General features: G+C 61.3%; 22 protein-coding genes and 1 pseudogene. 13 read left to right on the forward strand and 10 right to left on the reverse strand.

Features of this window, described 5'->3' with window-relative positions:
- The first annotated feature begins 37 nt into the window (after positions 1 to 37).
- The 10 genes from ACTG2J_RS07085 (at position 38) to udp (ending at position 13,640) form a co-directional block, all read left to right on the forward strand.
- Entirely contained in the window at positions 38 to 2,881 is a 2,844-nt protein-coding gene (locus ACTG2J_RS07085; RefSeq protein WP_439997327.1) for a tape measure protein, read from the forward strand.
- Positions 2,878 to 3,246: a hypothetical protein gene (locus ACTG2J_RS07090; protein WP_439997328.1), complete on the forward strand. Its 369-nt coding sequence runs from the start codon at positions 2,878 to 2,880 to the stop codon at positions 3,244 to 3,246. The genes ACTG2J_RS07085 and ACTG2J_RS07090 overlap by 4 nt, the downstream gene beginning before the upstream one ends.
- Positions 3,243 to 6,860: a curculin (mannose-binding) lectin protein gene (locus tag ACTG2J_RS07095; RefSeq protein WP_439997329.1), complete on the forward strand. Its 3,618-nt coding sequence runs from the start codon at positions 3,243 to 3,245 to the stop codon at positions 6,858 to 6,860. The genes ACTG2J_RS07090 and ACTG2J_RS07095 overlap by 4 nt, the downstream gene beginning before the upstream one ends.
- Before the next feature lie 83 nt (positions 6,861 to 6,943).
- On the forward strand, positions 6,944 to 8,155 hold the full coding sequence (locus ACTG2J_RS07100; protein WP_439997330.1) for a hypothetical protein: 1,212 nt from the start codon (positions 6,944 to 6,946) through the stop codon (positions 8,153 to 8,155).
- A 165-nt stretch (positions 8,156 to 8,320) separates the two neighbouring features.
- Positions 8,321 to 9,337 (forward strand): LamG-like jellyroll fold domain-containing protein, encoded by a 1,017-nt coding sequence (locus tag ACTG2J_RS07105; protein WP_439997331.1) that lies wholly within the window; start codon positions 8,321 to 8,323, stop codon positions 9,335 to 9,337.
- Between the two features lie 2 nt (positions 9,338 to 9,339).
- Positions 9,340 to 9,744 (forward strand): hypothetical protein, encoded by a 405-nt coding sequence (locus tag ACTG2J_RS07110; protein ID WP_439997332.1) that lies wholly within the window; start codon positions 9,340 to 9,342, stop codon positions 9,742 to 9,744.
- A gap of 11 nt (positions 9,745 to 9,755) precedes the next feature.
- Entirely contained in the window at positions 9,756 to 11,708 is a 1,953-nt protein-coding gene (locus tag ACTG2J_RS07115; RefSeq protein ID WP_439997333.1) for a hypothetical protein, read from the forward strand.
- On the forward strand, positions 11,705 to 11,929 hold the full coding sequence (locus tag ACTG2J_RS07120) for a hypothetical protein (RefSeq protein WP_439997334.1): 225 nt from the start codon (positions 11,705 to 11,707) through the stop codon (positions 11,927 to 11,929). Before ACTG2J_RS07115 ends, ACTG2J_RS07120 begins: the two co-directional genes overlap by 4 nt.
- Before the next feature lie 36 nt (positions 11,930 to 11,965).
- Entirely contained in the window at positions 11,966 to 12,250 is a 285-nt protein-coding gene (locus tag ACTG2J_RS07125) for a DUF2845 domain-containing protein (RefSeq protein WP_244775124.1), read from the forward strand.
- A gap of 634 nt (positions 12,251 to 12,884) precedes the next feature.
- Positions 12,885 to 13,640, forward strand: coding sequence for a uridine phosphorylase (udp, locus tag ACTG2J_RS07130; RefSeq protein ID WP_005337975.1), 756 nt, complete (start codon positions 12,885 to 12,887; stop codon positions 13,638 to 13,640).
- A gap of 155 nt (positions 13,641 to 13,795) precedes the next feature.
- On the opposite strand, the gene ACTG2J_RS07135 is transcribed toward udp, so the two are convergent.
- Positions 13,796 to 14,491 (reverse strand): RluA family pseudouridine synthase, encoded by a 696-nt coding sequence (locus tag ACTG2J_RS07135; RefSeq protein WP_439989592.1) that lies wholly within the window; start codon positions 14,489 to 14,491, stop codon positions 13,796 to 13,798.
- A 255-nt stretch (positions 14,492 to 14,746) separates the two neighbouring features.
- Between ACTG2J_RS07135 and rihA the strand changes: the two genes are divergently transcribed.
- Both rihA and ACTG2J_RS07145 read left to right on the forward strand, forming a co-directional pair.
- Positions 14,747 to 15,682, forward strand: a complete 936-nt coding sequence (rihA, locus tag ACTG2J_RS07140) for a pyrimidine-specific ribonucleoside hydrolase RihA (protein ID WP_439988844.1) — start codon at positions 14,747 to 14,749, stop codon at positions 15,680 to 15,682.
- 33 nt (positions 15,683 to 15,715) lie between these two features.
- Positions 15,716 to 16,183, forward strand: a complete 468-nt coding sequence (locus ACTG2J_RS07145; protein ID WP_005337958.1) for a hypothetical protein — start codon at positions 15,716 to 15,718, stop codon at positions 16,181 to 16,183.
- Between the two features lie 86 nt (positions 16,184 to 16,269).
- Here ACTG2J_RS07145 and ACTG2J_RS07150 read toward each other — a convergent pair whose 3' ends face one another.
- The 3 genes from ACTG2J_RS07150 to ACTG2J_RS07160 form a co-directional block, all read right to left on the reverse strand.
- The gene (locus tag ACTG2J_RS07150; RefSeq protein WP_005344341.1) at positions 16,270 to 16,566 is read right to left on the reverse strand and encodes a winged helix-turn-helix domain-containing protein; all 297 of its coding nucleotides are present in this window, start codon (positions 16,564 to 16,566) and stop codon (positions 16,270 to 16,272) included.
- Positions 16,563 to 17,093, reverse strand: a complete 531-nt coding sequence (locus ACTG2J_RS07155) for a DUF1523 family protein (RefSeq protein WP_005337948.1) — start codon at positions 17,091 to 17,093, stop codon at positions 16,563 to 16,565. The genes ACTG2J_RS07150 and ACTG2J_RS07155 overlap by 4 nt, the downstream gene beginning before the upstream one ends.
- 175 nt (positions 17,094 to 17,268) lie before the next feature.
- Positions 17,269 to 18,891, reverse strand: coding sequence for a methyl-accepting chemotaxis protein (locus ACTG2J_RS07160; protein WP_113738792.1), 1,623 nt, complete (start codon positions 18,889 to 18,891; stop codon positions 17,269 to 17,271).
- 232 nt (positions 18,892 to 19,123) lie between these two features.
- Between ACTG2J_RS07160 and ACTG2J_RS07165 the strand changes: the two genes are divergently transcribed.
- Positions 19,124 to 19,756, forward strand: coding sequence for a LysE family translocator (locus ACTG2J_RS07165; RefSeq protein WP_005344345.1), 633 nt, complete (start codon positions 19,124 to 19,126; stop codon positions 19,754 to 19,756).
- 73 nt (positions 19,757 to 19,829) lie between these two features.
- Here ACTG2J_RS07165 and ACTG2J_RS07170 read toward each other — a convergent pair whose 3' ends face one another.
- The 6 genes and pseudogenes from ACTG2J_RS07170 to dapE form a co-directional block, all read right to left on the reverse strand.
- Complete coding sequence (locus ACTG2J_RS07170) at positions 19,830 to 21,038, reverse strand: cation:proton antiporter (RefSeq protein WP_113738791.1); 1,209 nt, start codon at positions 21,036 to 21,038, stop codon at positions 19,830 to 19,832.
- A 29-nt stretch (positions 21,039 to 21,067) separates the two neighbouring features.
- Positions 21,068 to 22,171 carry a beta-N-acetylglucosaminidase domain-containing protein gene (locus tag ACTG2J_RS07175; protein WP_113738790.1) on the reverse strand — a complete coding sequence of 368 codons (1,104 nt, stop codon included), beginning with the start codon at positions 22,169 to 22,171 and terminating at the stop codon, positions 21,068 to 21,070.
- Between the two features lie 43 nt (positions 22,172 to 22,214).
- Positions 22,215 to 23,941: pseudogene (locus ACTG2J_RS07180) on the reverse strand (potassium/proton antiporter).
- Positions 23,942 to 24,220: 279 nt separating this feature from the next.
- Positions 24,221 to 24,367, reverse strand: coding sequence for a hypothetical protein (locus ACTG2J_RS07185; RefSeq protein ID WP_005337933.1), 147 nt, complete (start codon positions 24,365 to 24,367; stop codon positions 24,221 to 24,223).
- On the reverse strand, positions 24,364 to 25,053 hold the full coding sequence (locus ACTG2J_RS07190; protein WP_113738788.1) for a M15 family metallopeptidase: 690 nt from the start codon (positions 25,051 to 25,053) through the stop codon (positions 24,364 to 24,366). The genes ACTG2J_RS07185 and ACTG2J_RS07190 overlap by 4 nt, the downstream gene beginning before the upstream one ends.
- Positions 25,050 to 26,177 (reverse strand): succinyl-diaminopimelate desuccinylase, encoded by a 1,128-nt coding sequence (dapE, locus tag ACTG2J_RS07195; RefSeq protein WP_201990445.1) that lies wholly within the window; start codon positions 26,175 to 26,177, stop codon positions 25,050 to 25,052. The genes ACTG2J_RS07190 and dapE overlap by 4 nt, the downstream gene beginning before the upstream one ends.
- Position 26,178: the final 1 nt, after the last annotated feature.

A 26,178-nucleotide genomic window follows, 5' to 3' on the forward strand; every position in this document is an offset into this window, starting at 1 on the left:
CAATCGGCCCAGTAGCCTTATGAGCGCAGGAAATCTGATGAGCACCAACACCACCCTCAAACTTGCCCTGGAGCTGGCGGCTAAAGTCACCGGCCGGGAAGACCTGGCCGCGTTGGCGGGTGAGGTGCAGGAGCTGGGCCCTATCTCGGACGAGACGGCCGCTGAGACGACACGGCTGGCTGAAACCCTCGAATCGCTAAGCAGCCAGCAGGCGCTGATCCAGCAGTTCAATGACTCCAAAGCCGCCCTGACCCAGCTCGAACTGGCGACAGTGCTCAGCCGTGACAAGCTGGAGCAGTTGCGCCGCTCCAGCCAAGCAGGCGCCGGTGACGCCAAGGCGCTGGCCGAACAAGAGCGGTTGCTGGCTTCCGAGGTCAAGCAACTGGAGCGCCAGCTGGTCGCTCAGTCAGCCAGTCATACCCGCCTCCACGCAGGGCTCAAGCAGTCCGGGCTCGATACCAAGAACCTTGCCCAGGAACAGCAGCGTCTGCAGCGTGAGCTGACCAAGAGTGTCGCCCAGACCGAGCAACTGGGGCGCGAGTTTAGCCAGGGTAGTCAGCAGGCCGGTGGCTTGCAGGGGGCCATCGGCAGTCTGACTGGGCGTCTGGTGGCGTTGGCTGGTACCTGGTTTGGTATCCAGACCCTTACCAGCCAACTGATGGCCATGTTCAAGAGCGGCGATCAGGCCGAGCGCCTCGATGTGCAGCTTAAGGCGGTGATGGGGTCGATTGCCGGTGGCAAAGAGGCGTCAGCCTGGATCAAGGACTTTGCCAAGAACACCCCCCTGCAGCTCGATCAGGTCACTCAGGTCTTCGTGCGGCTCAAGGCGTTCGGTATCGACCCAATGAATGGTTCGATGCAGGGCATTGTCGATCAAGCGTTCAAGCTGGGCGGCGGTTTTGAAGAGGTGCAGGGCATCTCCCTGGCCCTTGGCCAAGCCTGGGCCAAGCAGAAGCTGCAGGGTGAGGAGATCCTGCAACTGATGGAACGAGGTGTTCCTGTTTGGGACATGTTGGAGAAGGTCACCGGCCGCAATACTGCCGAGCTGCAGAAGCTCTCTGAGGCGGGCAAGCTGGGCCGTGAGACCATCTCTGCCCTGATGAACGAGATTGCCACCCAATCGCGCGGTGCGGCTGCCGACAACATGAGCCTGCTCTCCGGGCTTATCTCCAATGCCCAGGACAACCTGGAAACGTTCTACCGAATGGTGGCCGAGAGCGGGGCGCTGGCCTGGCTCAAAAATCAGCTTGCCAACTTAAACGCCGAATTCGCTCGGATGGCCAATGATGGCCGCCTGCAGGAGTGGGCGCAGCGCCTCTCCGATGGCTTTATTGCCATAGGGGAAACCCTCAAGTCACTGATCCAGACCCTCTATGAGTGGCGCACAGCGCTGACCGTACTGGCCCAGGCTTGGGTCGGCCTGAAAATAGCGGGCTGGATTGGTGATCTGCGCGGCCTCTACGCCCAGTTTATTGCCATGCCTGTGGCGACAGCGACAGCAGCAGGCGGTATGACGACAGCGGGCACAGCAGCAGCCGGTGCTGCGATAGGGGTCAGGGCACTGGGCGCAGCCGTCAAGGGGCTGCTGGCTGCCGTGGCGGTCGAGTCCATCATCCAGATCACCCAGTTCGCCTCTGCCCTGCGCCAGCTGGTGCAGGCTGAGCTGGCACTTCGAGAGGCGCAAGCGCTGCGCTCCGAGACTCAGGCCCGCCTCAATGGTCAGTTTGCCGCCCTGTCAGCCGAGCTCGGTTTTGCCATCACCAGCATGGCGGATCTCGAACGCTTGGTGGCCGAGGGGAAGGTGCATTACGACGATGCCACCGGAAGCTGGCAGAAGGGGGCCGCAGCCGTTAAAGCACTGGGGGCGGAGGCCAAGAGCACCCGTGACTATCTGGCCGAGATAAATGCCGTTGCCAAGCAAACCGCCGCCGATGGCCCCGCCAAGTTGACAGAAGCGTTTAAGGTGCTCGGCCTCGATTTTGAGCAGGCCAATGGCCGTATAGGTGCGGGCTTTCAGAAGACCTTGGGCGCTCTGGATGTGCTGGTGCAGCATACCGGCGCAAGTAGCGCCGCCATCGAGGAGGCGCTGGCCGCAGCCTACAACAGCGCCAAGACCACCGCCGAGATCGATGCGGTGATCGAGCGCCAGAAGCAACTTGCCGCCCAGGGCAAGATCACCGGGGATGCGCTGGCGCGGTCGATGGCCATCGCCGCCGATGCCACGGCCAAGGTGAAAGGGGGGAGCGGAGATGCCAAAAAAGCTGTTGCTGCGATTGGTGATGGCTTTGACGAAGCGGCCGCACGGGCCAAAGGGGCCACCGATGCGATGCGGGCGGGGCTTAAAGGGGTACAGGATGAGGCCAAGCAGACCCAGACCAGCCTTGCCAGTAGCGGTGGGGGCGGTGGTCGAGGCGATATCACCCGCACCGTGAACGCCGGTTCCTTCTACTACAAGAGCGTCGATATCAACAGCCTGCGGGGGAATGCCGAGGGGCTGGCCAATACCTTGGCTGGTGTTGAGGATGAGCTGGCCCGTTATAGCCAGAAGGTCAAAGACATTCCGGCTTACAGCGAGTGGAGCAAGTATTACGGCGAGAAGTTCCAAAAGGAGATGCAGGTCATGCAGGCTCGCCTCAAGGAGGAGCTCGACAAGGCCCTTGCCAAAGAGAGTGCCAGAACCAACCAGGCCGCCGCCCAGCCACCAGCCACAACGGTAGATCAGCCAGCCCCCGGCCCCAACTACCCAGGGGTGCGCAGGCCCTTGCCTGAGCGGATCACTATCGAGCTCAAAGGGGCGGGAGGTTCGGCCGAACTGCAGGCCGATGAGGCCAATGCCAACGCCTTTATCAACATTCTTAAACAGCAAGGACTGCGGCAATGAACGTGACCTTAAACAGCGTGCTGCTGCCGGATGATCTGGTCTGGCGCGATGAGTTCGAGTGGGCGCCGGTCGAGCAGGTGGTGACCCCGACCCTGAGCGGCGCCCTGCTGGTGGAGGAGACCGCTAAGCCAGAGGGGCGGCCGATGACCCTGGTCGGGCATTGCTCCCGGGCCAAGGTGCAGGAGCTCAAGGTGCTGGAGGCGCAGGTGGCCCAGCTGATGACGTTGACCCTGCTCGATGGCGTGGCTCGCACCGTGGTGTGGCGCCGCCCTGGTGTGGTGGCTACCCCACTGGTCGAGATGGCCGACCCGGAAGGGGGTGACCCCTACACCCTGACCCTGAATCTGACTGAGGTAACCCCATGAGCATTCTATCTGGCGATATCAAGCTGATGGCCAGCCAGCGGATGACGGACACCGAGGACGGTGGCGGCCGCATCACCGGCAAGGAGATCGTCAGCGGCGAACATAACAGCATGTTTCCCGATATCAGCGATCTGGATCGGGCCTATGGGGTGGTGAACCTGCGCAAGGTATTTCTGGCGGTGCAGACGGACGACACCGACACCTACTATGGTGCGAATGCCGCCGTGCTGCTGCCGCCCTACGATCCGAACGTTGGCCTGGCCCTGATGACCACCAAAGACCACCACGACACCCGCAACAACGCCCGCGATGTGGTGGAGCGCTATCTGGCGCGTGGCCCGAAGTGGCAGGGTTTTCTCTACGATACCCAGCTGGAAGGGCAGCGGGCGATCCGCTTCTTCCAGCGGGTTGAGGCGCGATTGCCCGAGGTGGGCGAAACCCTGGTGATGGTCGGCAACGAGAACAAGGCCGGGGAGTTCGAGCAGTATGTGCGGGTGCTGGATGTAACCCAGAAGCTGACCAAGTTCCAGATCGCTGGTGTACCCGAGTTCACCCGCAACGTGGTCACCTGCACCCTGGCGGATCCGCTGCGCTTCACCTTCGAGGGGGAGCAGCCGACCCCCTATGATGTGGTGACCAACCCCAAGACCGCCCTGCGCGAAACCGTGGTGGCCGATGCGGCCAACTACTTTGCATCTACCCGGATGGTGGAAGATGCCGCCTTTGGCTCGATGCAGGTACGGGCCAAGACCATCTTTACCCAGCTGGTGCCTGCGGCCCGCAGCGAGACCCCCGCGGTGGATCTGACCGCTGCCGGTGAGCTGGCCAGCCTTGTCGATTCTGGCCGTGGGCTGGTGAGCATCAACACCGCCGCCGTGATCGCCCCGAGCCGTGGCCTGTTCCTGGGCAGCGGGGCCAAGCCTGGCACCGTGACCATCACCATCGGCGCGGCCACCATCACCGACAAGGGGGGCGAGCTGGTTGTTGCCGGGTCGGTGGTCGGCTCCATCGACTATGGCCGTGGCCAGCTGGAGTTCAATGCCCAGTGCCCGAACTACGGCACCCAGAGCAAGACCGTCTCTTTCTGGCCAGCTGCCCGCCCTGCCCGTATTGCTGACACGGCCCAGATCCAGATCGCCGCCAACAACCGGGGCTATGCCTACACCATCACCCTGCATCCGACCCCGGCGCCGGGCACCACTACCGTCAGCTTTATGGCGCAAGGCAAATGGTATGACCTGAAAGACAACGGGCGCGGGGAGCTGTTGGGGCTAGACCGCTCTTATGGCTCTGGCACCATCAACCTGGCCACCGGGTCGGTGATGCTGACCCTGGGCGCCCTGCCGGATGTGGATACCTCCATCATGTTCAGCTGGGCCACCCCTGTGAACTACACCAACCGCAGCGGGCAGGCCATCAGCATCGGCAAAAGCGCCTGGCAGCTCCCCCACAAGGGGATCACCCCCAAGAGCGTGATCCTCACCTGGGGCGATGGCAAGCGGGCCACCGATGTGGCGGGGGACGGCAAGATAAGCGGCGATATCACCGGCATCATCAACTATGCCGAGGGGATCATCGATCTGGAGCACGTCACCCTGCCCGCACTGGGTCAGGAGTACGCCGCCCAGTACCAGTACGGTGAGCCGGTGACCGAGCGCCATATCGAACCGGGGCGCCTCAATACCCCCGGCCAGGTGGGGCACCTCTCCATCACCCTGGACGGCAAGGACGGCGGCGGCGCCCACAACCTCACACCGGGATCGGTGCGGGTCAAGTTCAACGCCCTCTATCACAAGTTCGATGTGGACGATCAGGAGCTGGTGATCCAGACCCGCGATCCCATCATTACCCTGCGCGATGACGGGCTGGGCAAGCTGATCGATGCCAGCGGTGTGGTGCTGGGGGCCATCGACTACGGCGCGGGAACCCTGCACTTTATGCCGGATGGCTCCAGCCCCTTGCCCAAGCCGAAATATGCCTGGGTGACCGTGGGCACCCGCTGGGAAGGCAACAACCAGATCGCGGTGCAGCGCTGGACGATGACCGGTATCGAGTACCACAACACCGCTTACACCTTCCCTGATGGGGAACAGGGGTGGGTGGATGTGACCTACCGCAACAACAACTCGGCCTTGGCCCAGAATGCCACCCTGACCGCTCAGGCGCTGCGCATAGACGTTACCCCAGGCTTTGCCGAGGCGATTCTGGAGGGGTCGATGCGCTTCACCCTGGGCGGCTCTACCTACGTTGACCGGCAAGGGCTGCTCTACCGCGACCCGGATCCAGAGACGGGGGCAGGCATCCAGGCGGGCACCATCGACTACTCCAACGGGTTGGCGGTGCTGGCCGACTGGGCAGCCGGGCAACCGGCCCAGCCATCGCTCCAGAGTCTGGCCACCTCATTCAGCGCCCAATCGGTGGATGCGGTGACGTTTCGCACCCCCGGCGCACCCTTGGCACCGGGCAGCCTCTACATCAGCGCCAACACCGCCAGCGGGCGCCGTATCGAGGCCACGGCAGACGGGGACGGCTTTTTCACCACCACTGACATGGATGGCAAGGTGAACTATCAGACCGGCATCGTCACCGTGCGCTTTGGCCGCAAGGTCACGGCAGCGGGCAACGAGACCCAGCCATGGTATGACGCCGAACAGGTGGGGGAGGATGGCAAGATCTGGAAGCCGATCAGCGTGGTGGCTGACTCCATTCGCTTCAACTGCGTGGTGTTCAGCTATCTACCGCTCGATGCCGACATTATCGGGCTGGATCCGGTGCGGCTGCCGTCTGATGGCCGGGTGCCGTTTATCCGCAAGGGCAACATCGTGGTGGTGCATAGCACCAAGCGCGGTGCTTACCCGCTGGGGGTGACAGCTGGCCAGCAGTTCAACACCGGGCGCCAGCGGCTGGCGTACTGCCATGTGGAGGACAAGAACGGCAAGCGGCTCGACCCTGCGCTCTACAGCGTCAATCTGGATAGCGGCGTGGTCACCTTGGCCACCCCGTTGAACCTGACCGGCTATGTGGAGCCGCTGGCGGTGGTTCACCGGATTGAGGATATGAGCCTGGTCACCGATGTGGAGATCTCTGGCCGCCTGGTGCTGGCCCGCCCCCTGTCTCACGCCTATGACGCTGCTGACACCTTGGTGTCGTCAGCGCTGATCATGGGCGACTTGTGGGCGCGTTACACCAACCTGTTTGACCAGCGAACCTGGACGAACAAATGGCAGGACTTTGTAGACGGCGACCCCACCACGGCGCAGTACAACGACACCGACTTCCCTATCGTGGTCACCAACCGCGCCACCCTGGAGGAGCGCTGGGCCATCATCTTCCAGACCAGTACCAGCTTTGTGCTGGTCGGGGAGCATGTGGGCCAGATTGCGCTGGGGGATGTGAATACCGACTTTGCCCCCATCAACCCCAACAACGGCCAGCCCTATTTTCGGCTGGACAAGCGTGGTTGGGGGTCTGGTTGGGCGAGTGGCAACGTGCTGCGCTTCAACACCAAGGCGGCCAACTTCCCGATCTGGGCTATCCGTACCGTGCTGCAATCGGTGGCGGCCAGCGAGAGCGACCGCTTTGAGCTGCAACTGCGCGGCAACGTTAACCGCTAACCGGGTGGGGCACCGTGCCCCGCCCATTATTTTTTGTGGGGCACTCTTTTGTAGAGCTGCGCCCCACCATGGAGAACGGCAACATGGCTGAATACAAGGTCAAATGGTTTGCAAGCGAAATGCAAGGCGCCCCGAGTCTGGGCGATACCGCAGATGGCGCCCTGGCAGCGCTGCTCAAGGCGGTGCTGGTCACCGGCTTTGGCACCCTGACGATTAATGCCCTGTCGTTTGATGCTGCCAAGGGGTGGGCGGTGGCTACCTTTAGCGGCGGCCATGCCTATCTGCAAGATTCAGTTGTCCAGGTCGATGGGGTATCGCCTGCCGCCTACAACGGCGAGCATCGGGTGATGCAGGTCACCGCAACTCAGGTGTGGTTCGAGATTGACGGTGGCAACCCCGGCGCGGCGGGTTCCGGCGCGGCCATGACCATGAAGGTGGCGCCGCTGGGCTGGACGATCACCCACGAAAGCGGTGACGGGAAAATCTTTATCGTGCGTCCCACCAATGTCAGCGAATCGGGGAACGTGTCGTTTCGGATTGATAACAGCGCATTTACTGGCTGGACTGGTACTAACGCCTATGGCTCTGCTGCGCATTTGGCAAAAGTTACGATGGTAGAGGATGTTGTTGATATCAACACTTATACCACTATTTATGATGCTCGCCTGCCAGCCACCCAGCGTTATAGCCCTAAGACGTGGGACATTGTTGGCGATCCACAAATGTTTTATCTGATCCCTGCAATGGGTAACTATGGCTATCAGCAGGTTTATTGCGCCGGTTATATCAGGAGTGTAAGACCAGGCGATAGATATCATGCCGTGCTGTGCCATTACCTGACCAGCAATGCAGCTGAGAATACTGTTTCATGGTCAAACCGAGATCAGAACGGTTCAAACAGCTGGGGGAATGCATTTTTAGCATTTGACCAACCCGCATACAGAGCCATGGCTCGGCCTTATTCCCAATTATTTGGGAGTACAGGTTGGTGGTTTAAGGGATTGTTTGGCCGGTTTGGTAATGGGCTGCCGGTGCCTAACGGGCCTGACAATGGTTTCTACTTTTCAACCGATCCTTGCATGGTGATAGAGACCGGCAACCATCTGCGCGGCTATATGCCAGGGCTTATTGTGCCATACGGTGATATCGCTGCTTGGCATCGTAAAAACTTTGGTGATTTGCCCGCGCTGCCAGGCAAGAAGGTGCGCTTCATTCGTGGACTCTATCAGGCGGGCGTATTTCAGTTAGATCCGCGCTCACTGATTGGGTTCGATATCACCGGCCCATGGAGGTAAGCGATGGCAAGTGATAAAGCATTGCGAGACATGATTCTGGCTAGTAACCCAGTGGGTTACTATCCGCTGGATACCCTAGCCAACTTGGGGAGAGATATATCTCCCTATGCTAACCACGGTAGTCAGAGCGGAAGCTTTCAGCAGTCACAAAGCACCTTATGGGGGATGGATGTCACCCTGACCAAGGGGATGAGTTCGCCCTTGGTGGTGATCCCGGATCGGGCCGAGTACAAGGGGCGTACCTTCACCATGGAGTGCCTAATCTCCCACTCGGAAGATAACAACTTGATCATCGCCGAACGAGGTGGGGACAACAAAAACTGGAGTTTACAGAGTGTTGGCACGGCGCTAGGTATGCCTGCCCCCTCCTTCCAGTTTATTTTGGGGGATCATTCTGTTTCTGATGCCAATGGCCGCGCCGGGCCTGTCACCGGCCTCAATCACATGATTTTTACCAGTGTGCAGGGGGTCACTAAAATCTACTTGAATGGCCTGGTGCTAAAGGAGTGGGCGGTCGCCACCGGCAACGGCACCCAGGGCAACCAGGGCAGCCTGCCCATTCATCTGTTTTCTCGGGGCGGTAGCTGGGTCACCTCGGCCTCAATGGCTCATGTGGCGTTTTATAACCGCGAGCTTACGGCAGCCGAGCGCCAAGCTCGTTACGATCTGCTCTATGGGTCCATATTGTTTCGGGCCGTACCGCTCACCGCTATCCCTGCCAACCAAGAGCCCCGCAGCCAGTTCCAGCCGCAAGATGTGGCGTGGCGCGGCACCCCGACGATGTGGGCTGGGCCGGTCAACCTCCAGCAACAGACCCAGTACCCGCTCTGCAAGGGGCGGGATTACTTCTGGATCCGCGATGGGGTTCGCAATGTGGAACAGGGCTATATCGAGAGCACGGTGACCATCAGCGGGGTGGGGGTGCGGCGGCGGGTGCTCTGCTTTACTCAGGATGGAGAACTGGTTGGCGAGACCTACAGCCGCGCATCGGATGGGGTATATCGGTTCGATCTGCTTTGGCTGAATCGCCGTTATATGGTGGTCGCCCAGGATGACCCTGCCTATGGCCCCGCCGACTATAACGCCGTGGCCGCCGACTACCAGGCACCGAAACCCTACCCGCCTGGCGGGGGTGTGGCCCCTGCGCCGTTCCCCATGCTGGCCCCGCTCAAGAGGAAATAGCCATGCTCACCTATGTGGACACGCTGCGCACCAGCCGCGCCCAGCTGCTGGCGACTGCCATCGACACCGGCAGCGGCCCCAGCGCTACCCTGACCGTCTACACCGGCACCAGACCGGCGCCGGGGGCGGCCATCACCGACCAGCTGGCTCTGGTGGTGCTCAAGTTCAGCCACCCCTGTGCCAAGACGGTCAGCGGCGGGGTGCTGACCCTGAAACCCCTGGCAGAGCAGATGGCCACCGCCAGCGGCGCCCCCACCTGGGGGCGCATTGCTGACCGGGATGGCGACTTTGTGGCGGATCTCGATGTGGGGGTGCCAGGCAGTGGCGCCGATCTGGAGATACCGGCGAGCGAGTTTTTTGCCGGTGCCCTGATCCGCATCAATAACGCCACCATCACCGAACCGTAACCGGGGGCTATATGGCCAGAAAGGATGCGAGCTTAGAACTACGCAAGGCCCGAAGTCAGACCGGACAGCTGGAGCTGAACCAGGCCGAGGTGGTGCGCTATGAGGCGATCTTGGTTGGCGCCTCCATGCCGCCGCGCCTGGCCGTCTCCCCCGACCTGCTGACCCTGCCAGCCATCTGGGCCAGCCAGCCAGACCGCCCCATAGCCGCGCTGGGCGGTGCCGTGGTGCTGGAGGGGAGTCTCGCCAGTACCACCGCCCCAGATTGCGCCATGGTGGGCGCATTCGTCATTGAGTGCGGCATAGCGGCCAGCAATCAGCAGCCGGTGCCGGTGATCGCCGGGGAGTACGATATCAACGTATTCCGTGGCCCGAGCGCCGCCCAGGAAAGCCAGTGGGAGCGGGCCGGTCTGGTGAGCAGCCGGGTAGCCAGCACCTGGGAGCGGCCAGAACTGGCTCGCACCGTGGGCGCCGTCAGCTGGCAGGAGGCCGAACCCGCCAGCAGTGAGCAGGTGGAGCAGAGCGCCATCATGCCCCAGCGCTATGAGCTGGCCCGCAGTCAGTACCAGGAGGGGTTGGTCACCGGTCACGATCATGGCCAGCAGGTGGAGCACCTTGCCCCCGGCCATGCCGTCAATCGCGCCCTCTGGGTCGAGGGTGACAAGGCCGGTATGTGGCAGGTCGGCGGTTATCGCAACCCACCGCGCTTTGACAAGGTGTGGCTGGCCGACCAGTGGAGCCATGGCGATGCCGTTGGCCTGCTGCTCTATGGCCGCCGCTTGCGCCTTGGCCTGCCGCTCTGGAAGGGGTGGCGCGATGGCTGGGAGGAGGCGATGCAGCCGGGGCCAGGCACCAGCCAGGATCCGAAGCCGCCGATCATCCCGGAGCGCCCAGACAAGCGAACCCTGCGCCTGGAGTTCGGGCGCAAGCGGGGCGAGGCCGAGCTGGAGTTTGTTTGGCACGGCAGTGATGCAGCAATCGTTATTCCAACCAGGAGGGTCTATCTGGTGAGCAATACAGCGAAGATCGTACGGGTACGCGATGGGCTCGATATCCCTGCCACGGCGGTAAGTATCGAGCTCGATACCGACTCCTGGGCATGGCAGTTCAGCGCCCAGATCCCCCGTATCGCGGCGGCTGCACTGACCGATGAGGAAGAGGTCAGCATTCATATCAACGGTCAGCAATGGGACTGCGTGTGCGATGGCTGGCAATCGAGCCAGAGCTTTGGCCGCGAGTCGGCAACGCTAACGGGACGCTCGCGTACCGCTTACTTGTCACCGACCCATGTATTGGCGCAGGCGGTAAGCGAGCCTGCTGCCGCGACCATGGCCCAGCTGGCTGCTGCCGTATTGCCGGTGGGTTGGACGCTGGATTGGCAAGCGGCTGACTGGTTGGTGCCTGCCGGGTTCTTTAGCCTGAATAACCAGACCCCGATCGAGGTGGTCAGGTACCTGGCCGAGGCGGCCGGTGGCTTTGTGCTGCCACACCAGCGCAACCGCCATCTGGTCATCAAACCGCGTTATCCCACAGTGCCATGGCAGCTTGATACTGCTGTGGCCGATGTGGCGATCCCCCGCGCCATCATTACTACCCTGGGCAGTGACTTCCAGCCGGGTCATGCCGCCAACGGGATTTGGGTGAGCGGTGGCCATCAGGGCATCAGTGCGAGGGTTGTGCGCCAGGGGACAGCTGGCGAGCAACAAGCGCCGACCATCACCCACCCGTTGGTGTGTGATGTGACGGCTGCCCGTGCCCAGGGTGTGGTGGGGCTGGCCAAGACCATGCCCAAGCGTACCCAGACCATCGAGCTGCCGTTGTCTGCTGATACCGGGCTGATCCTGCCGGGGGCATTGCTCGCCGTGGACGGTTGGAAGGGCTATAACCGGGGCGTCAGGGTCTCTGCTGCATTGCAGAACCGGGCCATGACGGTGCGCCAACAACTAAGTGTGGAGCGATTTGTATGAACCTGTTTAAGCGATTCCTAGAGCTGGTACCGGGCGCTGATCCCTTGCTGGTTGGTACCGTGACCGCAGTAGGTACCATGACCACCACTCTCACCGCGTTGGCGGGTGGAACGGTCACAGTGCGGGGCACTGGGGTAGCCATCGGCAAGAAGGCATTTTACAGGGGAGGGGAGCTGGCAGGAGAGGCGCCGGATCTACCCACCTTTGAGCTGGAGGTGTAGAGTGGAGGGCTCAAGTGAGTTTTTAGTGGAGGACAAATGAAACACTGGATGTTACTCGGCTTGGTCGCCTTGCTGCCCCTGACAGCAAATGCAGGCGCCATGCGCTGCAAGAACGCCTTAATCAGTGATGGCGACTCATCGTTCAATGTACTCAAGAGCTGCGGCCAGCCGCTGATGAAAGAGGATATTATCGACGAGCGCCTGCTGGATGCCCCCAAGATCGGGGAGCGCTGGACATATCAGCAAGGCGCGAACGCTATCCCCCAGGCCGTGACGATCATCAACGGCAAGGTGGTCAAGATAGAAGACCTCACCCGCTGAGAAAGACAATGGCCACGCGATGTGGCCATTTAAATCTCTTCGTTTAACGCCTAGATACCTCTTATCAAAGTCTGCGAAACCGGTTCACCAAGTTTGATAAAACTACCGTTGTGGCGTGTTTTCGTTTTTAGCGAAAGCATTTTTCATTTTTCGCGGCGGGCTACACGTAACCTTTGATATCGGCGGCAGCCTCTTGCAGACAGCCGGCACCCATCAGGTTGATAGCGGGAATATAGAACTTGAATGTAGCCATGATGGACTTCCTATAGTTAGCCATTAAGTGGTAGTTGAGAGCTAGGCTACCATCTAGAAAGGGATACAAAAGCATCTTGTTTACAACTTTACGGGGTCGATCACGAGTCGTTAATTAAGCGCTGAACCAGGCTTGACTTTCCTGCATCTGACTCGATTGGCAGAAAACGTTTGTCAATTATTTCATTGAGTTAGCAAACGTTTTGCGCAATGTTTGTCACTGTCAATGCGTGGAAGTGTGAGGCGCTTCAAGGAATTGGAAAGCGCTTTCGACCATAGTTGGCGCCTCCCCGAAGAGGGGGGTAAAGGCTTGAAAGTATCATAAAGAATCATCTTAACTTGTGCCCTGACCATGCTGGCAGGGGGCAACCAGGAGTCCAATATGTCTGATGTATTTCACTTGGGTTTGAAGAAAGCGGATCTGCAAGGCGCCACCCTGGCGATCGTCCCCGGTGACCCCGAGCGCGTGAAGCGTATCGCAGAGCTGTTGGATAACCCGGTGCACCTGGCCAGCCATCGTGAATTCACTACCTGGCGCGGCGAGATGGACGGCAAGGCCGTGATCATCTGCTCTACCGGTATCGGTGGCCCGTCCACCTCCATCGCGGTAGAAGAGCTGGCCCAGCTGGGTATTCGCACCTTCCTGCGTATCGGTACCACTGGCGCCATCCAGCCGCACCTGAACGTGGGTGACGTGATCGTGACCACCGGTTCCGTGCGCCTCGACGGTGCCAGCCTGCACTTTGCTCCGATGGAGTTCCCGGCTGTTGCCGACTTCGACTGCACCACTGCGCTGGTGAACACCGCCAAAGAGATGGGCTCCAAGCTGCACATCGGTGTGACTGCCTCCTCTGACACCTTCTACCCGGGTCAGGAGCGTTACGACACCGTATCCGGCCGCGTAGTGAGCCGTTTCCAGGGTTCCATGAAAGAGTGGCAAGCCATGGGCGTGCTGAACTATGAGATGGAGTCCGCAACCCTGCTGACCATGTGCTCCAGCCAGGGCCTGCGTGCCGGTATGGTGGCTGGCGTTATCGTCAACCGTACCCAGCAAGAGATCCCGAACGCCGAGACCATGGCGAAGACCGAATCTGATGCCATCAAGATCGTACTGGGCGCTGCCCGCAAGCTGATCTGATAGCATCACAAAGAGTGGGGGGTGGGGGCCGTTGCGAAAGCACGGCCCCTATCTTTATCCGCCGTTTGTCCCCTGTTCTTTTCCCGTCACCCCTTTCACTGATCCCGCCGCACTCGCGTTTATTACCATCTACTGACGGCCTCTACCCATTGCCTCTAAAAAGGGGCGGCACAGCGGATCTGCATCGGCTCGCTGTTTACCGGATGAGTAAAATCCAGCTCGCTGGCGTGCAACATCAGCCGCGGCGCCTGTTCGCAACCCGGTTGCAGCAGACCGCCATAGAGATCGCAGCCGAGGATGGGGTGGCCCAGCAACTGGCTGTGGATCCGCAGTTGATGAGTGCGGCCGGTCTCTGGCACCAGCCGCACCCGGGTCAGTGGCACAGCCTGATCTTGCATTAGCTGATCCAGACGCTCAATCACCTGATAGCGGGAGCGGGCGGGCTTGCCGCTGGCGGCGCAGATCTTCATCAGCGGGAAAATCGACGGATCCTTGGCGATGGGGGCGTCGATAACCCCTTCGTCGTCAATCAAATGACCGCACAGCAGGGCGCTGTAGGCTTTGCTCACCGCCCGCTGACTGAACTGCTGGCAGAGCAGGGCATTGATGGCCTTGTTTCTGGCCACCACCATGATGCCTGAAGTGCCAAAATCGAGGCGATGCACCAGGGTGCAGCCGGGGAAATCCTGCACCAGTCGATAATGAACAGAGTCGAGATTCTGCGGATTTTTGCCCGAGAGGCTCAGCAGGCCGCTTGGCTTGTTGATGAGCAGCAGGTGCTCATCTTCGAACAGGATCTCGATGGCGGCCTTGCAGGGCGGAGCAATGAAGGTATCGACGATAACGGACATAGGGGGCACGGGCAGAAAACGGGGGGCGATCATACCCGAACCGGCGCGGCTGGGCGAATGGGCGGTGCGCAGTCTCGGAAAATGAATGGGATGACGCCATGCAACCTTTTGATAATGAGCCGCGTTGAGCGGGGCGGTGTGCCGTGCAAACCGCCCAGGTCAGCAACAAGGCCCCGTTTTGTGACCCCCTCCCGAGTTCATCCGAGGCTTGCTTGTTAAGGTATGGCTCCCTGTTATGTTGTAAGGACTCATCCCATGGCACTGCCCGTTATTCTCGATTGTGATCCCGGCCACGACGACGCCATCGCCCTGATTCTGGCGCTGGCCAGCCCTGAACTTGACGTGCTGGCGGTCACCACCAGCGCGGGCAACCAGACGCCGGACAAGACCCTCAACAATGCCCTGCGCATCCTCACCCTGCTGGGACGTGACGATATTCCGGTGGCGGCGGGGGCACCGAAACCGCTGGCCCGCGAGTTGATCATCGCCGACAACGTCCATGGCGAATCGGGCCTCGATGGCCCCAAGTTGCCGGATCCCGCCTTTGCACCGCAGAGGATGACGGGGATCGAGCTGATGGCCAAATGTCTGCGCGAGAGCCTAGAACCTGTGACCCTGGTGCCGACCGGGCCGCTGACCAATATCGCCCTGCTGCTGGCGGCGCATCCCGAGCTCAAACCCAAGATTGCCCGCATCGTATTGATGGGGGGCGCCGCAGGGGCTGGCAACTGGACGCCGGCGGCGGAATTCAATATTTATGTGGACCCGGAAGCGGCCGATATGGTGTTCAAGTCGGGTATCCCCATCACCATGTGTGGCCTCGATGTGACCCATGAGGCGCAGGTGATGGATGAGGATATCGAGCGGGTGCGCGCCATCACCAATCCGGTGGCCCAGTGCGTGGCCGGGCTGCTCGACTTTTTCATGATCTACCATCGGGATCCCAAGTGGGGATTTGCTGGTGCACCGCTCCACGACCCCTGTACCATTGCCTGGTTGCTGGCTCCCGAGCTGTTCCACGGGGTCGAGTGCCGGGTCGATATCGAGACCCGGGGTGAGCATACCGTGGGGATGACGGTGGTGGATCGTTATGGTCTGACCGGCAAGCCAGCCAATGCGCTGGTATTGTTGGGGCTGGATCGTCCGGGCTTTATCGATCTGCTGGTGACGCGGCTGCGGGCGTTTGACTGAGCGCCGGTTCATTTTTGCAAGAAGGGGCGGGGAATGTGGAAGAGAGGCTTGGTGCTGCTGGCCGGGTTGCAACTGACTGGCTGTGCGACGCCATTCGAGCGGATGTGGCAGGGGCTGGCGACCTGTGAATTTACCGATCTCTATGTGGATGAGACGGGCAGGCCCGCCAATCTACAACTGGCCAACTACACCCCCTACAAGGTGAGCGACGGCTTTGCCTGGTACAAGGTGCACGAGGAGCTGCACGGCTTGCCGGTGGTCGGCTTTATCGTGCCCGCCTCCAGCTTCGAAGTGCACGCTCTCTTTGTCGATACTCCCATCGCCAATGCCCGCCGGTTGACCCACAACGCCTACGGCAGCGAGTTTGGTGACGAGCAGAAGCATGACGAGGGGTTGGCGCCCCTGCTGCTGCGCGATCCCAACAACCCCAAGCGCTCCATCATCGACTGCACCCGCGGCGAGTCAGACGGGGAGCTTGAGGATTCGGCCATGCCCGAGTAGAGCCACCTGTCACGCCATCGGCCTGAAAAAAGAGGGGCCAGCCTTGCCGGCTGGCCTCTCTTTTTTATTGTTGCTTAGCGCCCTGATCAGGGATAGCTCAGCGTCTCCTTGATAAGAGGCAGCTGGGCCTTGATCCACGCCGGATTGATGGGCCCCCAGTCGCTGATACGGTAGTGCCCCTGCAGGTGGCGAGCCCCCTCGGTCTGCTCGAAGGCGCAGCTGATATCGAGTTCGGCCAGCGCGCTCAGGGTATCTTGCGCGGTGCGGCGCGGCATGCCGGTCGCCTCCATGATGGCAGGTACCGTATCCGTGCCCTGACTGATCAGCCAGGCCACGTAGAGTCGCCGGTAAAAGCTGGTGCGGGTCTTGCTCGGCTCACTCATATCTCGTCCTCAAGACGATCGAAGTAGCGCCAGGTCGCAATGGCTGCTTTGCCCATCACCAGTGCCCAGAGGCCGAACCAGAACCAGCGGAAGAAGCTCCAGGTGGAGGCGTCAGGTTCCGTGCTCTCAATCTTGGTGACGTTGGGGAACATGGAGAACATGTTCACGCGCCAGCCGTAGGAGGTAATGATGGCCAGGCGTTTCTCGAACTCCATGGACTTGGCCTTGGCTTGGACGTCGGCGGCGTTGAACTTGAAGTAGAAGGGCCAGCCCCACTCGGTATCTTCGTTGCGGAACACCCGGATCTTCTCGCCGGGGCGCTCGGTGTAGATGTAATAGACGTCGGTGGTGGGGCCGTCAGCCGGGTTCTTCTGGCTGATGGGGCCATCCTTGTCGGTGCGCTTCACCTCGACCCCGGTGATGGTGGCGATGGTGTGCTCCGGCAGGTAGTAGTCGAGCCAGGCGGCGGAAATGAGGGCGATTAGCCCCAAGGCGATAAAAGCGGGTTTCTTGAATCTCAGGCTCATGGTGTTCTCACGTGAGGGGGAGTGACGTGCCTCTACCATACCGATATTTGACAGGGCAGCCCAGCCCCTTATGGCACCAACGGCCAAAAAATGGCGTTTAAAACAGAGACAAAGCCATTGCTCCATCAACAAGAAAGGCCCCTGCGGGCCTTTTTGTCTGGTTCACTTTGTTCGCTTACAGCTGGAATTGGGCCAGCTGCTTGCGTTGCTGCTCGGCGAGCTGGGAGAGTTCGTTGCTGGCACTGGCGCTCTGGCTGATGCCGGCAGAGCTCTGGCTCACGATCTCGTGAATATTGGTGATGTTGCGGTTGATGTCGGCGGTAACGCAGGACTGCTCCTCGGCGGCGGTAGCGACCTGGGCGTTGGCGTCGTTGATCTGGCGCACGGCACCGGTAATGCCGCTTAGCAGATCCTGCACCTGAGCCGACAAGCGCTGGTTATGGCTGAGGATCTCCAGAGTCTCCTGTACGCCGTTGTTGGCGGACTGGGACTGGCCCTGCAGCCGCTCGATGATGGCCTGGATCTCCTTGGTGGAGTCCTGGGTGCGGGCTGCCAGCATTCTCACCTCGTCGGCCACCACCGCAAAGCCGCGCCCCGTTTCACCGGCTCGTGCCGCTTCGATGGCGGCATTGAGCGCCAGCAGGTTGGTCTGCTCGGAGATCCCCTGAATCACTTCAATTACCTTGCCGATCTGCTCGGACTGGGATTTGAGCTGAGCCACGATGGCGGCGGCATCTTCCAGACTGCCTGCCATCCGGCTGTTGGCGGCGATGCTTTCGGTAAAGAGGGCGAGCCCCTGTTCGACCCGGCCATTGGCATCCCGCGCCAGCTCGTCGGCGATGGCGGCGTTGTGGTTGACGTTGTCAGCGGTGCTGGAGAGTTCGGTCACGGCGGAGGCGACCTGTTCGATCTCGCTGTGCTGCTGCTTTGCATTGGCCTCGGACTGGGTCATCACGGCGGCCAGCTCGGTGGCGGCGGAGGCGACGCTGTTGCTGATTCCGGTCAGGCTCTCGATGGTGCTACCAAGTTGCCCCAGAGTGAGATTGATATCTTTGGCCAGACGGGTCAGCTCGTTGTTGCCCTCCGCTTTGGCGCGCACGTTGAAGCGCCCTTGCGCCACGGCGTGCATCACCTCTTGCAACTGACCGATGGGGCTGACGATGCGCCCGGAGAGGACCCAGCCACAGATCAGCGCCGCCAGCAGGGTACCGGCGGTGAGCAGCAGGGTACGCAGCAGGGTGGCGTCGTAGTGGGCCTGCTCTTCGGCCAGCTCTTGCTGGATCAGCTGGTTGATGTGGGCGGACATGCTGTCGATCTGCTTGATCAGCTGTTCACCCAGCTCGCGGAAATGGAGGCGAGCCGCCTCGTAGGCGACCGGATCGCCGCCACCCTGATGTTTTTGCGCCAGCAGCGGCAGCATGTTGCTGCGGGTATGGCTGAGGTAGGCCTGCAGGGCAGCAGCGACCTGACGGTTATCCTGCTCGGCACCGGGGAGCACCAGACGGCCGAGGATGGCGTTGATCTCCTGCTCGGCGCTGTTGAGGTTTGCGGGCAGTGCGGCAAACAGCTTGGCATCGTAGAGGCCATAGATGGCGCTGGTGCGTAGCCGGTAGGTGGCGTGGATCAGTTTGGCAATATCGTCCTTGTGCTGGACCACGGTCTGGGTCGTCTCATCTATGTCATTGATGGCTTCATCCAGACCCTGTTTGCTGATGGCGATCATCACCATCATCAGCAGGCTGGCCAGCAGCAAAGGTATCAAGACCTGGACACGTATTGATAGATTATTCAATGACATAAATGGCTCTAATCCGGAATTGGAGGAGCCGACATATTACACATGCACGTCAGGAGCTGTCACAGGCTTTTATTGCTGAAATGTGCTGAAGAAAAGGTTTTTTCTTGTGAGAAAGGAGCCATTTAGGCATGATTTAGCGCTTTATCCCCTGAATATGTGGTACAACTGGCTGGGTTGTGTCAATCCTGTCCCGTTTTCGTGATTTCCCGCTCTCGTCATATGGAGGTGTGTTGTGTCCAGCTGGATCGATCCGGCCATTCTGGCTCTGTTTATCCCGACCTTTTTCTTTGTCTCGGTGACCCCCGGCATGTGCATGACTCTGTCGATGACGCTGGGGATGAGCCTTGGGGTGCGCCGTACCCTGCACATGATGTGGGGAGAGCTGATCGGGGTCGGGCTGGTCTCGGTGCTGTCGGTGATCGGGGTGGCAGCCATCATGCTCAACTATCCGGGGATCTTCGCCGCCTTCAAATATGTGGGGGGCGCCTATCTGGTTTGGCTTGGCATCCAGATGTGGCAGGCCAAGGGGAAGATGGCCATTCCGGCGGATCTCTCGGCCGGTCAACAGACCAGCGCCATGGGGCTGGCGCTGCAGGGCTTTGTCACCGCCATCGCCAACCCCAAGGGGTGGGCCTTCATGATCTCCCTGCTGCCTCCCTTTATCTCTGCCGACAAGCCGATGGCGCCGCAGATCAGCGCGCTGGTGGCGCTGATCCTGGTCATCGAGTTCTCCTGCCTGTTGCTCTACGCCAGCGGTGGCCGCACTCTGCGCCACTTCCTCGCCAAGAGCGGCAACGTCACCCTGATGAACCGCATCGCCGGTACTCTGATGCTGGGGGTGGGAGTCTGGCTGGCGCTCGGGTAAGAGCTGTCAGTGACTCTCGCCACAAAAGAAAAATGCCACCGGTCGGTGGCATTTTTTATGAGCACCGGGTGGCTCAGCGAGGCTTGAAACGCTCGACCCAGGGGTTGGCGGTGAGGCCGTGCAGGATGACGCTCAATATGATGGTGCAGAGCACGGTGGCGATGATGGGGCGCTGGCCAATCAGGGCAGGCTCGTTTTGCAGCACCATCACCGCAAAGACGATACTGGCAAGGCCCCGCGGGCCGAACCAGCCGATAAAGAGTTTGAGCTCCGGCTTGAGGCCGGTACCGATGAGGCTCAGCCAAACCGGCACCATCCGCAGCAGGGTGAGGCTGGCAATAGCATAGAGCCAGTATTGCCAGTGCAGCAGCTCCGGCAGAATGGGCATCAGGGTCGCGCCAAACACCATCCAGATCACCACGGAGAGCAGGTCGCCGTAGCCTTCGCAGCTGTCCATATAGGCGTGCTTGTGCTCGCCGAGGCGGTGGCCGATAAAGAGACCGCCGACAAAGGCGGCGATAAAGCCGCTGCCACCGAGAGTCTGTGCCAGCGCAAAGCAGAGCAGGGCCAGCCCCGGCATGGTGAGCTGGCGCCAGAGCGGCAGTTGCCAGCCGTTGAGATAGGAGATTTTCAGTAGCCGGATGGTGAGGCTGGTCAGTACAAAGGCGACCAGCAGGCCAATGCCGATCTCCTCCAGCATCAGGGTGATAGCCAAGGTGGCGGTGCCTGCGTGCTGCTCTGTGGGGGCGATAAGAGCCAGCAGCAGAAGCAGCACAGGCACGCAGATACCGTCGTTGAGGCCGCTCTCCTGATTGAGCCCTTCACGCACCGGTGCCGGCACCGCGGGGTTGCTTACCACCGCCTTGCCGAGCGCCGCATCGGTGGGGGCAAGAATGGTCGAGAGGATCGCCATCTCCAGCAGTGGCAGGTCGGGGAAGATCCAGTGGCCAAACAGGGCGCCACAGAGCAGGGTGAGGGGCAGGCCAATCAGCAGCAGCCGGATGGGGAGTTGGCGGTTGGCCAGCAATACCTGCCAGTTGGTGTTGGCGGCATCGTTGAACAGCACGATAACCAGCGTCAGCTCGGCCAGCAGCTTGATGCCGGCGCTGTCGATAGAGAGGGCGATCAGCTCCACACCACCCGGCCCCAGCAACCAGCCGGTCAGCAGAAAGAGCAGGGGGCCGTTGACCAGTTTTGATTCAAAGCGCCCCGCGATCAGGCTGTAGATCAGCAAGAAGGCAGCGATCACCGCCAGATTCTGATAAAGCAGGTGTGCATCCATACAACCTCCTTCCAGCCCCGCGGGGCGGTTTAATCGGTCAAGCAGTCCGGGTCGAACACATACTCGCCGTCCAGCCAGCGCACGATTTCGTCTACGCAAGCCTGATCGCGAAACGGCAGGTAGCGCGCCTTGAGGGCGGCAATCTGCTCGGGGGTGAGCTGTGCCAGCCCCAGATCCTGAAACAGCGGCAGGTCGGCCTCGATCATCGCCGAGATCTGCGGGCCACAGGTGGCGTTGAGGGCTGCATGCAGCGCCTTGTCGGGGTCGTACTGCTTGCCGAGTCGGTAACTCATCGGCAGGGTAGCGAGGGGCAGGGCGGAGAGCGCTGCCTGTTTCATCGGGTTGACCGCATGGCCAGAGACCAGCTCTGCCAGCTCGGCGGGGCGGTTCTCGAAGGCGCGCAGGTGCAGGTAGCTGCTCGCCTTGCTGCCATCGTTAACCGGGTAGTTGTCCCACAGGAAGGGCTTGCGGCCGAGCAGCTCGGTCACCTGCTTGAGGTGTACCGCCGGATACTCGGTCGAGCAGACCTTGGGGCCGGTCCAGAAGATCTCGAAGCGGCGGTCTAGCTGTTCGCCAATCTCCTCCAGATAGCGCGGTGGCATGGCACCGAACACCTTCTCCAGCACCGGATCGGTCGAGTAGTAGCTGGGGCAGAAGATGAGGCGGGCCGCCTTGCTGTGGGCCGCGATGTCGTGGGCGATGGTGAGCTGGTGACGGGCCAGATCCGGGGTATCCCCCTTCATATCGTCAAACAGCACCGCCAGAATATCGGGCTGCAACATCTCGTCGATGAGGCGCACTTTCTCAAGCAGCGCCGGGCGTTTGCGATCGTAGTCGTGATGAGCCCCCATCGGGCTCAAGCCCACCCCGAAGGCGAGCCCGTTGGCGCGGCACTGACGCGCCAGCTCGGCGAGATCTGCCAACTGCTGCTCGGGCCAGGGGAGGGCCCAATGCTTGCGCAGATAGCCATCCTCTTTCGGGGCGTAGATATAGAAGCCGTAACCGTGGCGTGGCAGCCACTGGGCGTAGCGGGCGCGGGCCTGCCAGCTCCATCCCTTGCCAAAAAAGCCTTCAATCACCCCCAGATTGGCTGCGGGGGGCAGGGGGCCGGACAGCAAACTTTGATATGGCATAACTCTCTCCCTTCTTGCTGGGGACTTGATACGGGACGGTCGGTCAGACCGGGTCATCTTCCTGAAAGCGCACCCCGATCTTGCTCGGCACGCTCTCGTCCATTTCGGCCACGGTCCAGATCAGGCCCTGCCATTCGATGTGGTCACCGACCACCAGATTATCGCCCAACTGACTGGCAATAAAATCACCCAGTGTCTGATCCGCCACCTCGCTCACATCCAGCCCGTAGAGAGGGGCGAGATCCACCAGCCGCGCGGCTGCTTCCAGCAGGAAGTCACCGAAGAAGCGGGGGCCGAGATCCTGCTCCGGCGCCTGGCTAAAGAGCTGGCCGAGGGCAGGGAGGTCACGTTCGTGACCGATGACGCAGAGGATGTCATCGGCCTGCAGACAGGTACTGCCCGAGGGGTGGAGCAGCTCGCGGCCACGAAACAGGGCGCAGATCCGGGTGCCGGTGGGCATCTGCAGATCCCGCAGTGGCGAGCCGATGCACCACTTCTCTTCCCCCAGCTGGTAGACGAAGGTCTCCCACTGGCTGTCGAGATCGATCTCGAGTCCGGAGCGGTTGATGGGGGACGGTGGTGCAGGTACTTCCACCCGTGCCAGTTTTGATGCCAGCGGTAGCGAGCTGCCCTGCAAAATCAGCGAGACCAGCACCACGAAGAAGGCGACGTTGAAGTAGAGCTGGGCATTGGGAAGTCCCGCCATCATGGGGAACACTGCCAGAATGATGGGCACGGCGCCGCGCAAGCCGACCCAGGAGATAAACCAGCGCTCGCGGGGGGCGAAGTTCTTGAACGGCAGCAGCCCGATCCAGACCGACACCGGGCGGGCAAACAGGATCATCCACATCGCCAGCGCCAGCGCGGGCAGGGCGATGGGCAGCAGCTTGTGGGGGAGGCGAGCAGCCCCAGCACCAGAAACATGCCGATTTGGCTGAGCCAGGTCAGACCGTCCAGCACCGACAATGTGGTGCTGCGGCTGCGCAGGGCGAGGTTACCGAGCAACAGACCGGTGAGATAGATGGAGAGAATGCCGCTGCCACCGACCGCCGTGGTGAGGGCGAAGATCAGCAGGCCGCCGCTGACGGTGAGCAGCGGATAGAGCCCCGGCGCCAAGCGGGCGGTGTTGATGAGGCGCCACAGCAGCCAGCCGCCGCCAAGGCCAATCCCGGCGCCAAGACCGAACTGCTTGACCAGTTGCAGCAGCAGGAAGCCCCCATCCAGCCCTTGCTGGGCGGTGGCGAGCACCTCGATGAGGGTGACGGTGAGAAACACTGCCATGGGGTCGTTGCTGCCTGACTCTATCTCCAGAGTGGCGCTCACCCGCTCGTTGAGGCTGCGTCCGCCAAGCAGGGAGAAGACCGCCGCCGCATCGGTGGAGCCGACGATGGCGCCGATCAGCATCCCCTGCATCAGGTTGAGGTCAAACAACCAGGCAGCGGCGAGCCCCGTCAGGCCGGTGGTGATGGCCACCCCGACCGTCGCCAGCGACAGGGCAGGCCAGAGCGCCACCCGGAACGAGGAGACCCGGGTGCGCATGCCGCCGTCGAGCAGAATGATGGCAAGCGCCAGGTTGCCCACCAGATAGGCGATGGAGTAGTCAGCGAAGTGGATGCCTCCTGGGCCATCCTCACCGGCCAGCATGCCGACGGCGAGGAAGATAACCAGAATGGGAATACCGAGGCGGGAAGAGAGGGCGCTCAACAGTACGCTGGCTCCCACCAACAGGGCAGCGACAAAAAAGAAACTGTTGATGGTAGCGGCATCCAAGGGCGAACTCCTTCCTAGTAATGTGCAAAGTAGGCACATTATATGCAGTTAGGCCCCCCTTGTGTGGCTTATTTGTGCATCAATTTGCACTTTCTTACATTTTTCATCCCTTTTTTCAGCATGGCCGCGCCATATTCTGACAGTGACGGGGTTATCGAAAGCGGAGTCAAAGGAGCGTCGATTTCAGGATGCGCAGGGAAGAAAGGGCGGGGAAAAGCGAAACGGCACAGCAGAGGGAGAGGGGAGCACAAGGGCGCTCCCCACGGGATGGGGCGGGATTCAGTCGTCCTCGTCATCCTTCACTTCGCGGATCTTGTCCTTGTAGTTGGGCAACTGCTTCTCCAGCCGTTTCATGTCTTTGATGGCATTGAGAAACAGCCCGAGCAGGAACAGCAGCGGCAACCCTATCCACAGCCAGAGATTCATGGGATTTTCCTTTCGTCAGGACAGGTGGTGACATAACGGGCCAAAATTTCATCAAGGTTGGCCAATATGGTCGACTTGCCTTCAATATCCGCCTGTTGCAGGCAAAGCGCCAGTGCCGCGGGATCGAGTCGCTGCTCGTCGGACTCCAGCGAGAAGCTGATATGCCAGGGCTCGTAGGCGACGCCGCTACCTGCACCGACTGGTTTGGCATAGGGCAGGAAGAAGCCGAAGTCGCTCATATGATCGCTGAGCCACTCGCTGAGATCTGCAAACCAGCCCCCGGCTTCATACTCCCAGGGCTCCAGTGCCAGTTTGGTATCGGCGGGCAGGCAGTCCGGGTCGTAGATATCGAGATCGGTCCCCCAGTGGTGACGACTGGTGCCGGGCAGGGCACTCCAGCGCAGGATGGCGTGCAGCCGCTCTATCTCGCCCAGCTGCAGGGCATCGATGGGCTGACTGTTGGCATCGAGCAGAGGCCGTTCGCCGCGCCACTTGCCATTCCAGATGGCGAGCTGGCGCTCGAAGCTGCGCCAGCTGGAGGCAGCCTGCAGGTTGAACCCCTCATAGGCGGCCGCCACCTGCATGTCATTGAAGGCCGCCGCGGTGGCGGCGGTCAGACGATGGGGGCCGCGCCCCACCAGAATAAGGTGGCTCTCGTCGAGCCCCAGCAGTTGTTCCTGCGTCATGCCAGCAATCTCTCGAGCACCCCTTGGTACATGTCCGCCAGCAGATCCAGATCGTCCGCCTTCACGCACTCGTTCACCTTGTGAATGGTGGCGTTGACCGGCCCGAGCTCAATCACCTCGGCGCCGGTGGGGGCGATAAAGCGCCCGTCGGAGGTGCCGCCGGTGGTGAGCAGGGCTGGCTGCTGGCCATTCACCGCCTCGATGGCAGAGACTGCCGCCGCCAGCAGTTTGCCGGTGTCGGTGAGGAACGGTTGGCCGGAGAGGGTCCAGCTCAGCTGATAATCGAGGCCATGTTTATCCAGCAGCGCTTCGACCCGCTCGCGGATATCCAGGTCGGTCAGTTCGGTGCTGAAGCGGAAGTTGAACTGTACCTGCAGCTCGCCCGGAATGACGTTGGAGGCGCCGGTGCCGGCCGAGATGTTGGCGATCTGGAAGCTGGTGGGCGGGAAGTAGGCGTTGCCCTCATCCCACACGGTGGCAGCGAGTTCCGCCAGCGCTGGCGCGGCTTTGTGAATGGGGTTGTCCGCCAGATGGGGATAGGCGACATGGCCCTGCACTCCGCGAACCAACAGATCGCCGGTGATGGAGCCGCGGCGGCCGTTCTTCACCACATCGCCTACAACGGCGGTGGAGGAGGGTTCACCGACGATGCACCAGCGGATCTTCTCGTTGCGGGCCTCCAGGGTGTCGATCACCCGGGTGGTGCCATTGATAAAGGGCCCCTCCTCATCGGAGGTGATGAGAAAAGCGATGGACCCGGTGTGATCCGGATGCTCGGCCACGAAGCGCTCGACCGCTACCACCATGGCAGCCAGCGAGCCCTTCATGTCGGCGGCACCACGGCCATAGAGCACGCCATCCTTGATGGTCGGCTCGAACGGCGGGGTGTGCCATTTGTCCAGCGGCCCGGCGGGCACCACGTCGGTGTGGCCGGCGAAGCAGAACAGCGGCCCCTCGCTGCCGCGACGGGCCCAGAGGTTGGTGGTGTCCTCAAACACCATGGGCTCGATAACGAACCCGATCCTGGCGAGGCGCTCCGCCATCAGGGTCTGACACCCTTCATCGAGGGGGGTAACGGAGGGGCGGCGGATCAGATCCTTGGCCAGTGCGATGACATCCGACATC

This window comes from Aeromonas sp. 6P, assembly GCF_051919525.1.
Classification (GTDB): Bacteria; Pseudomonadota; Gammaproteobacteria; order Enterobacterales; family Aeromonadaceae; genus Aeromonas; species Aeromonas veronii.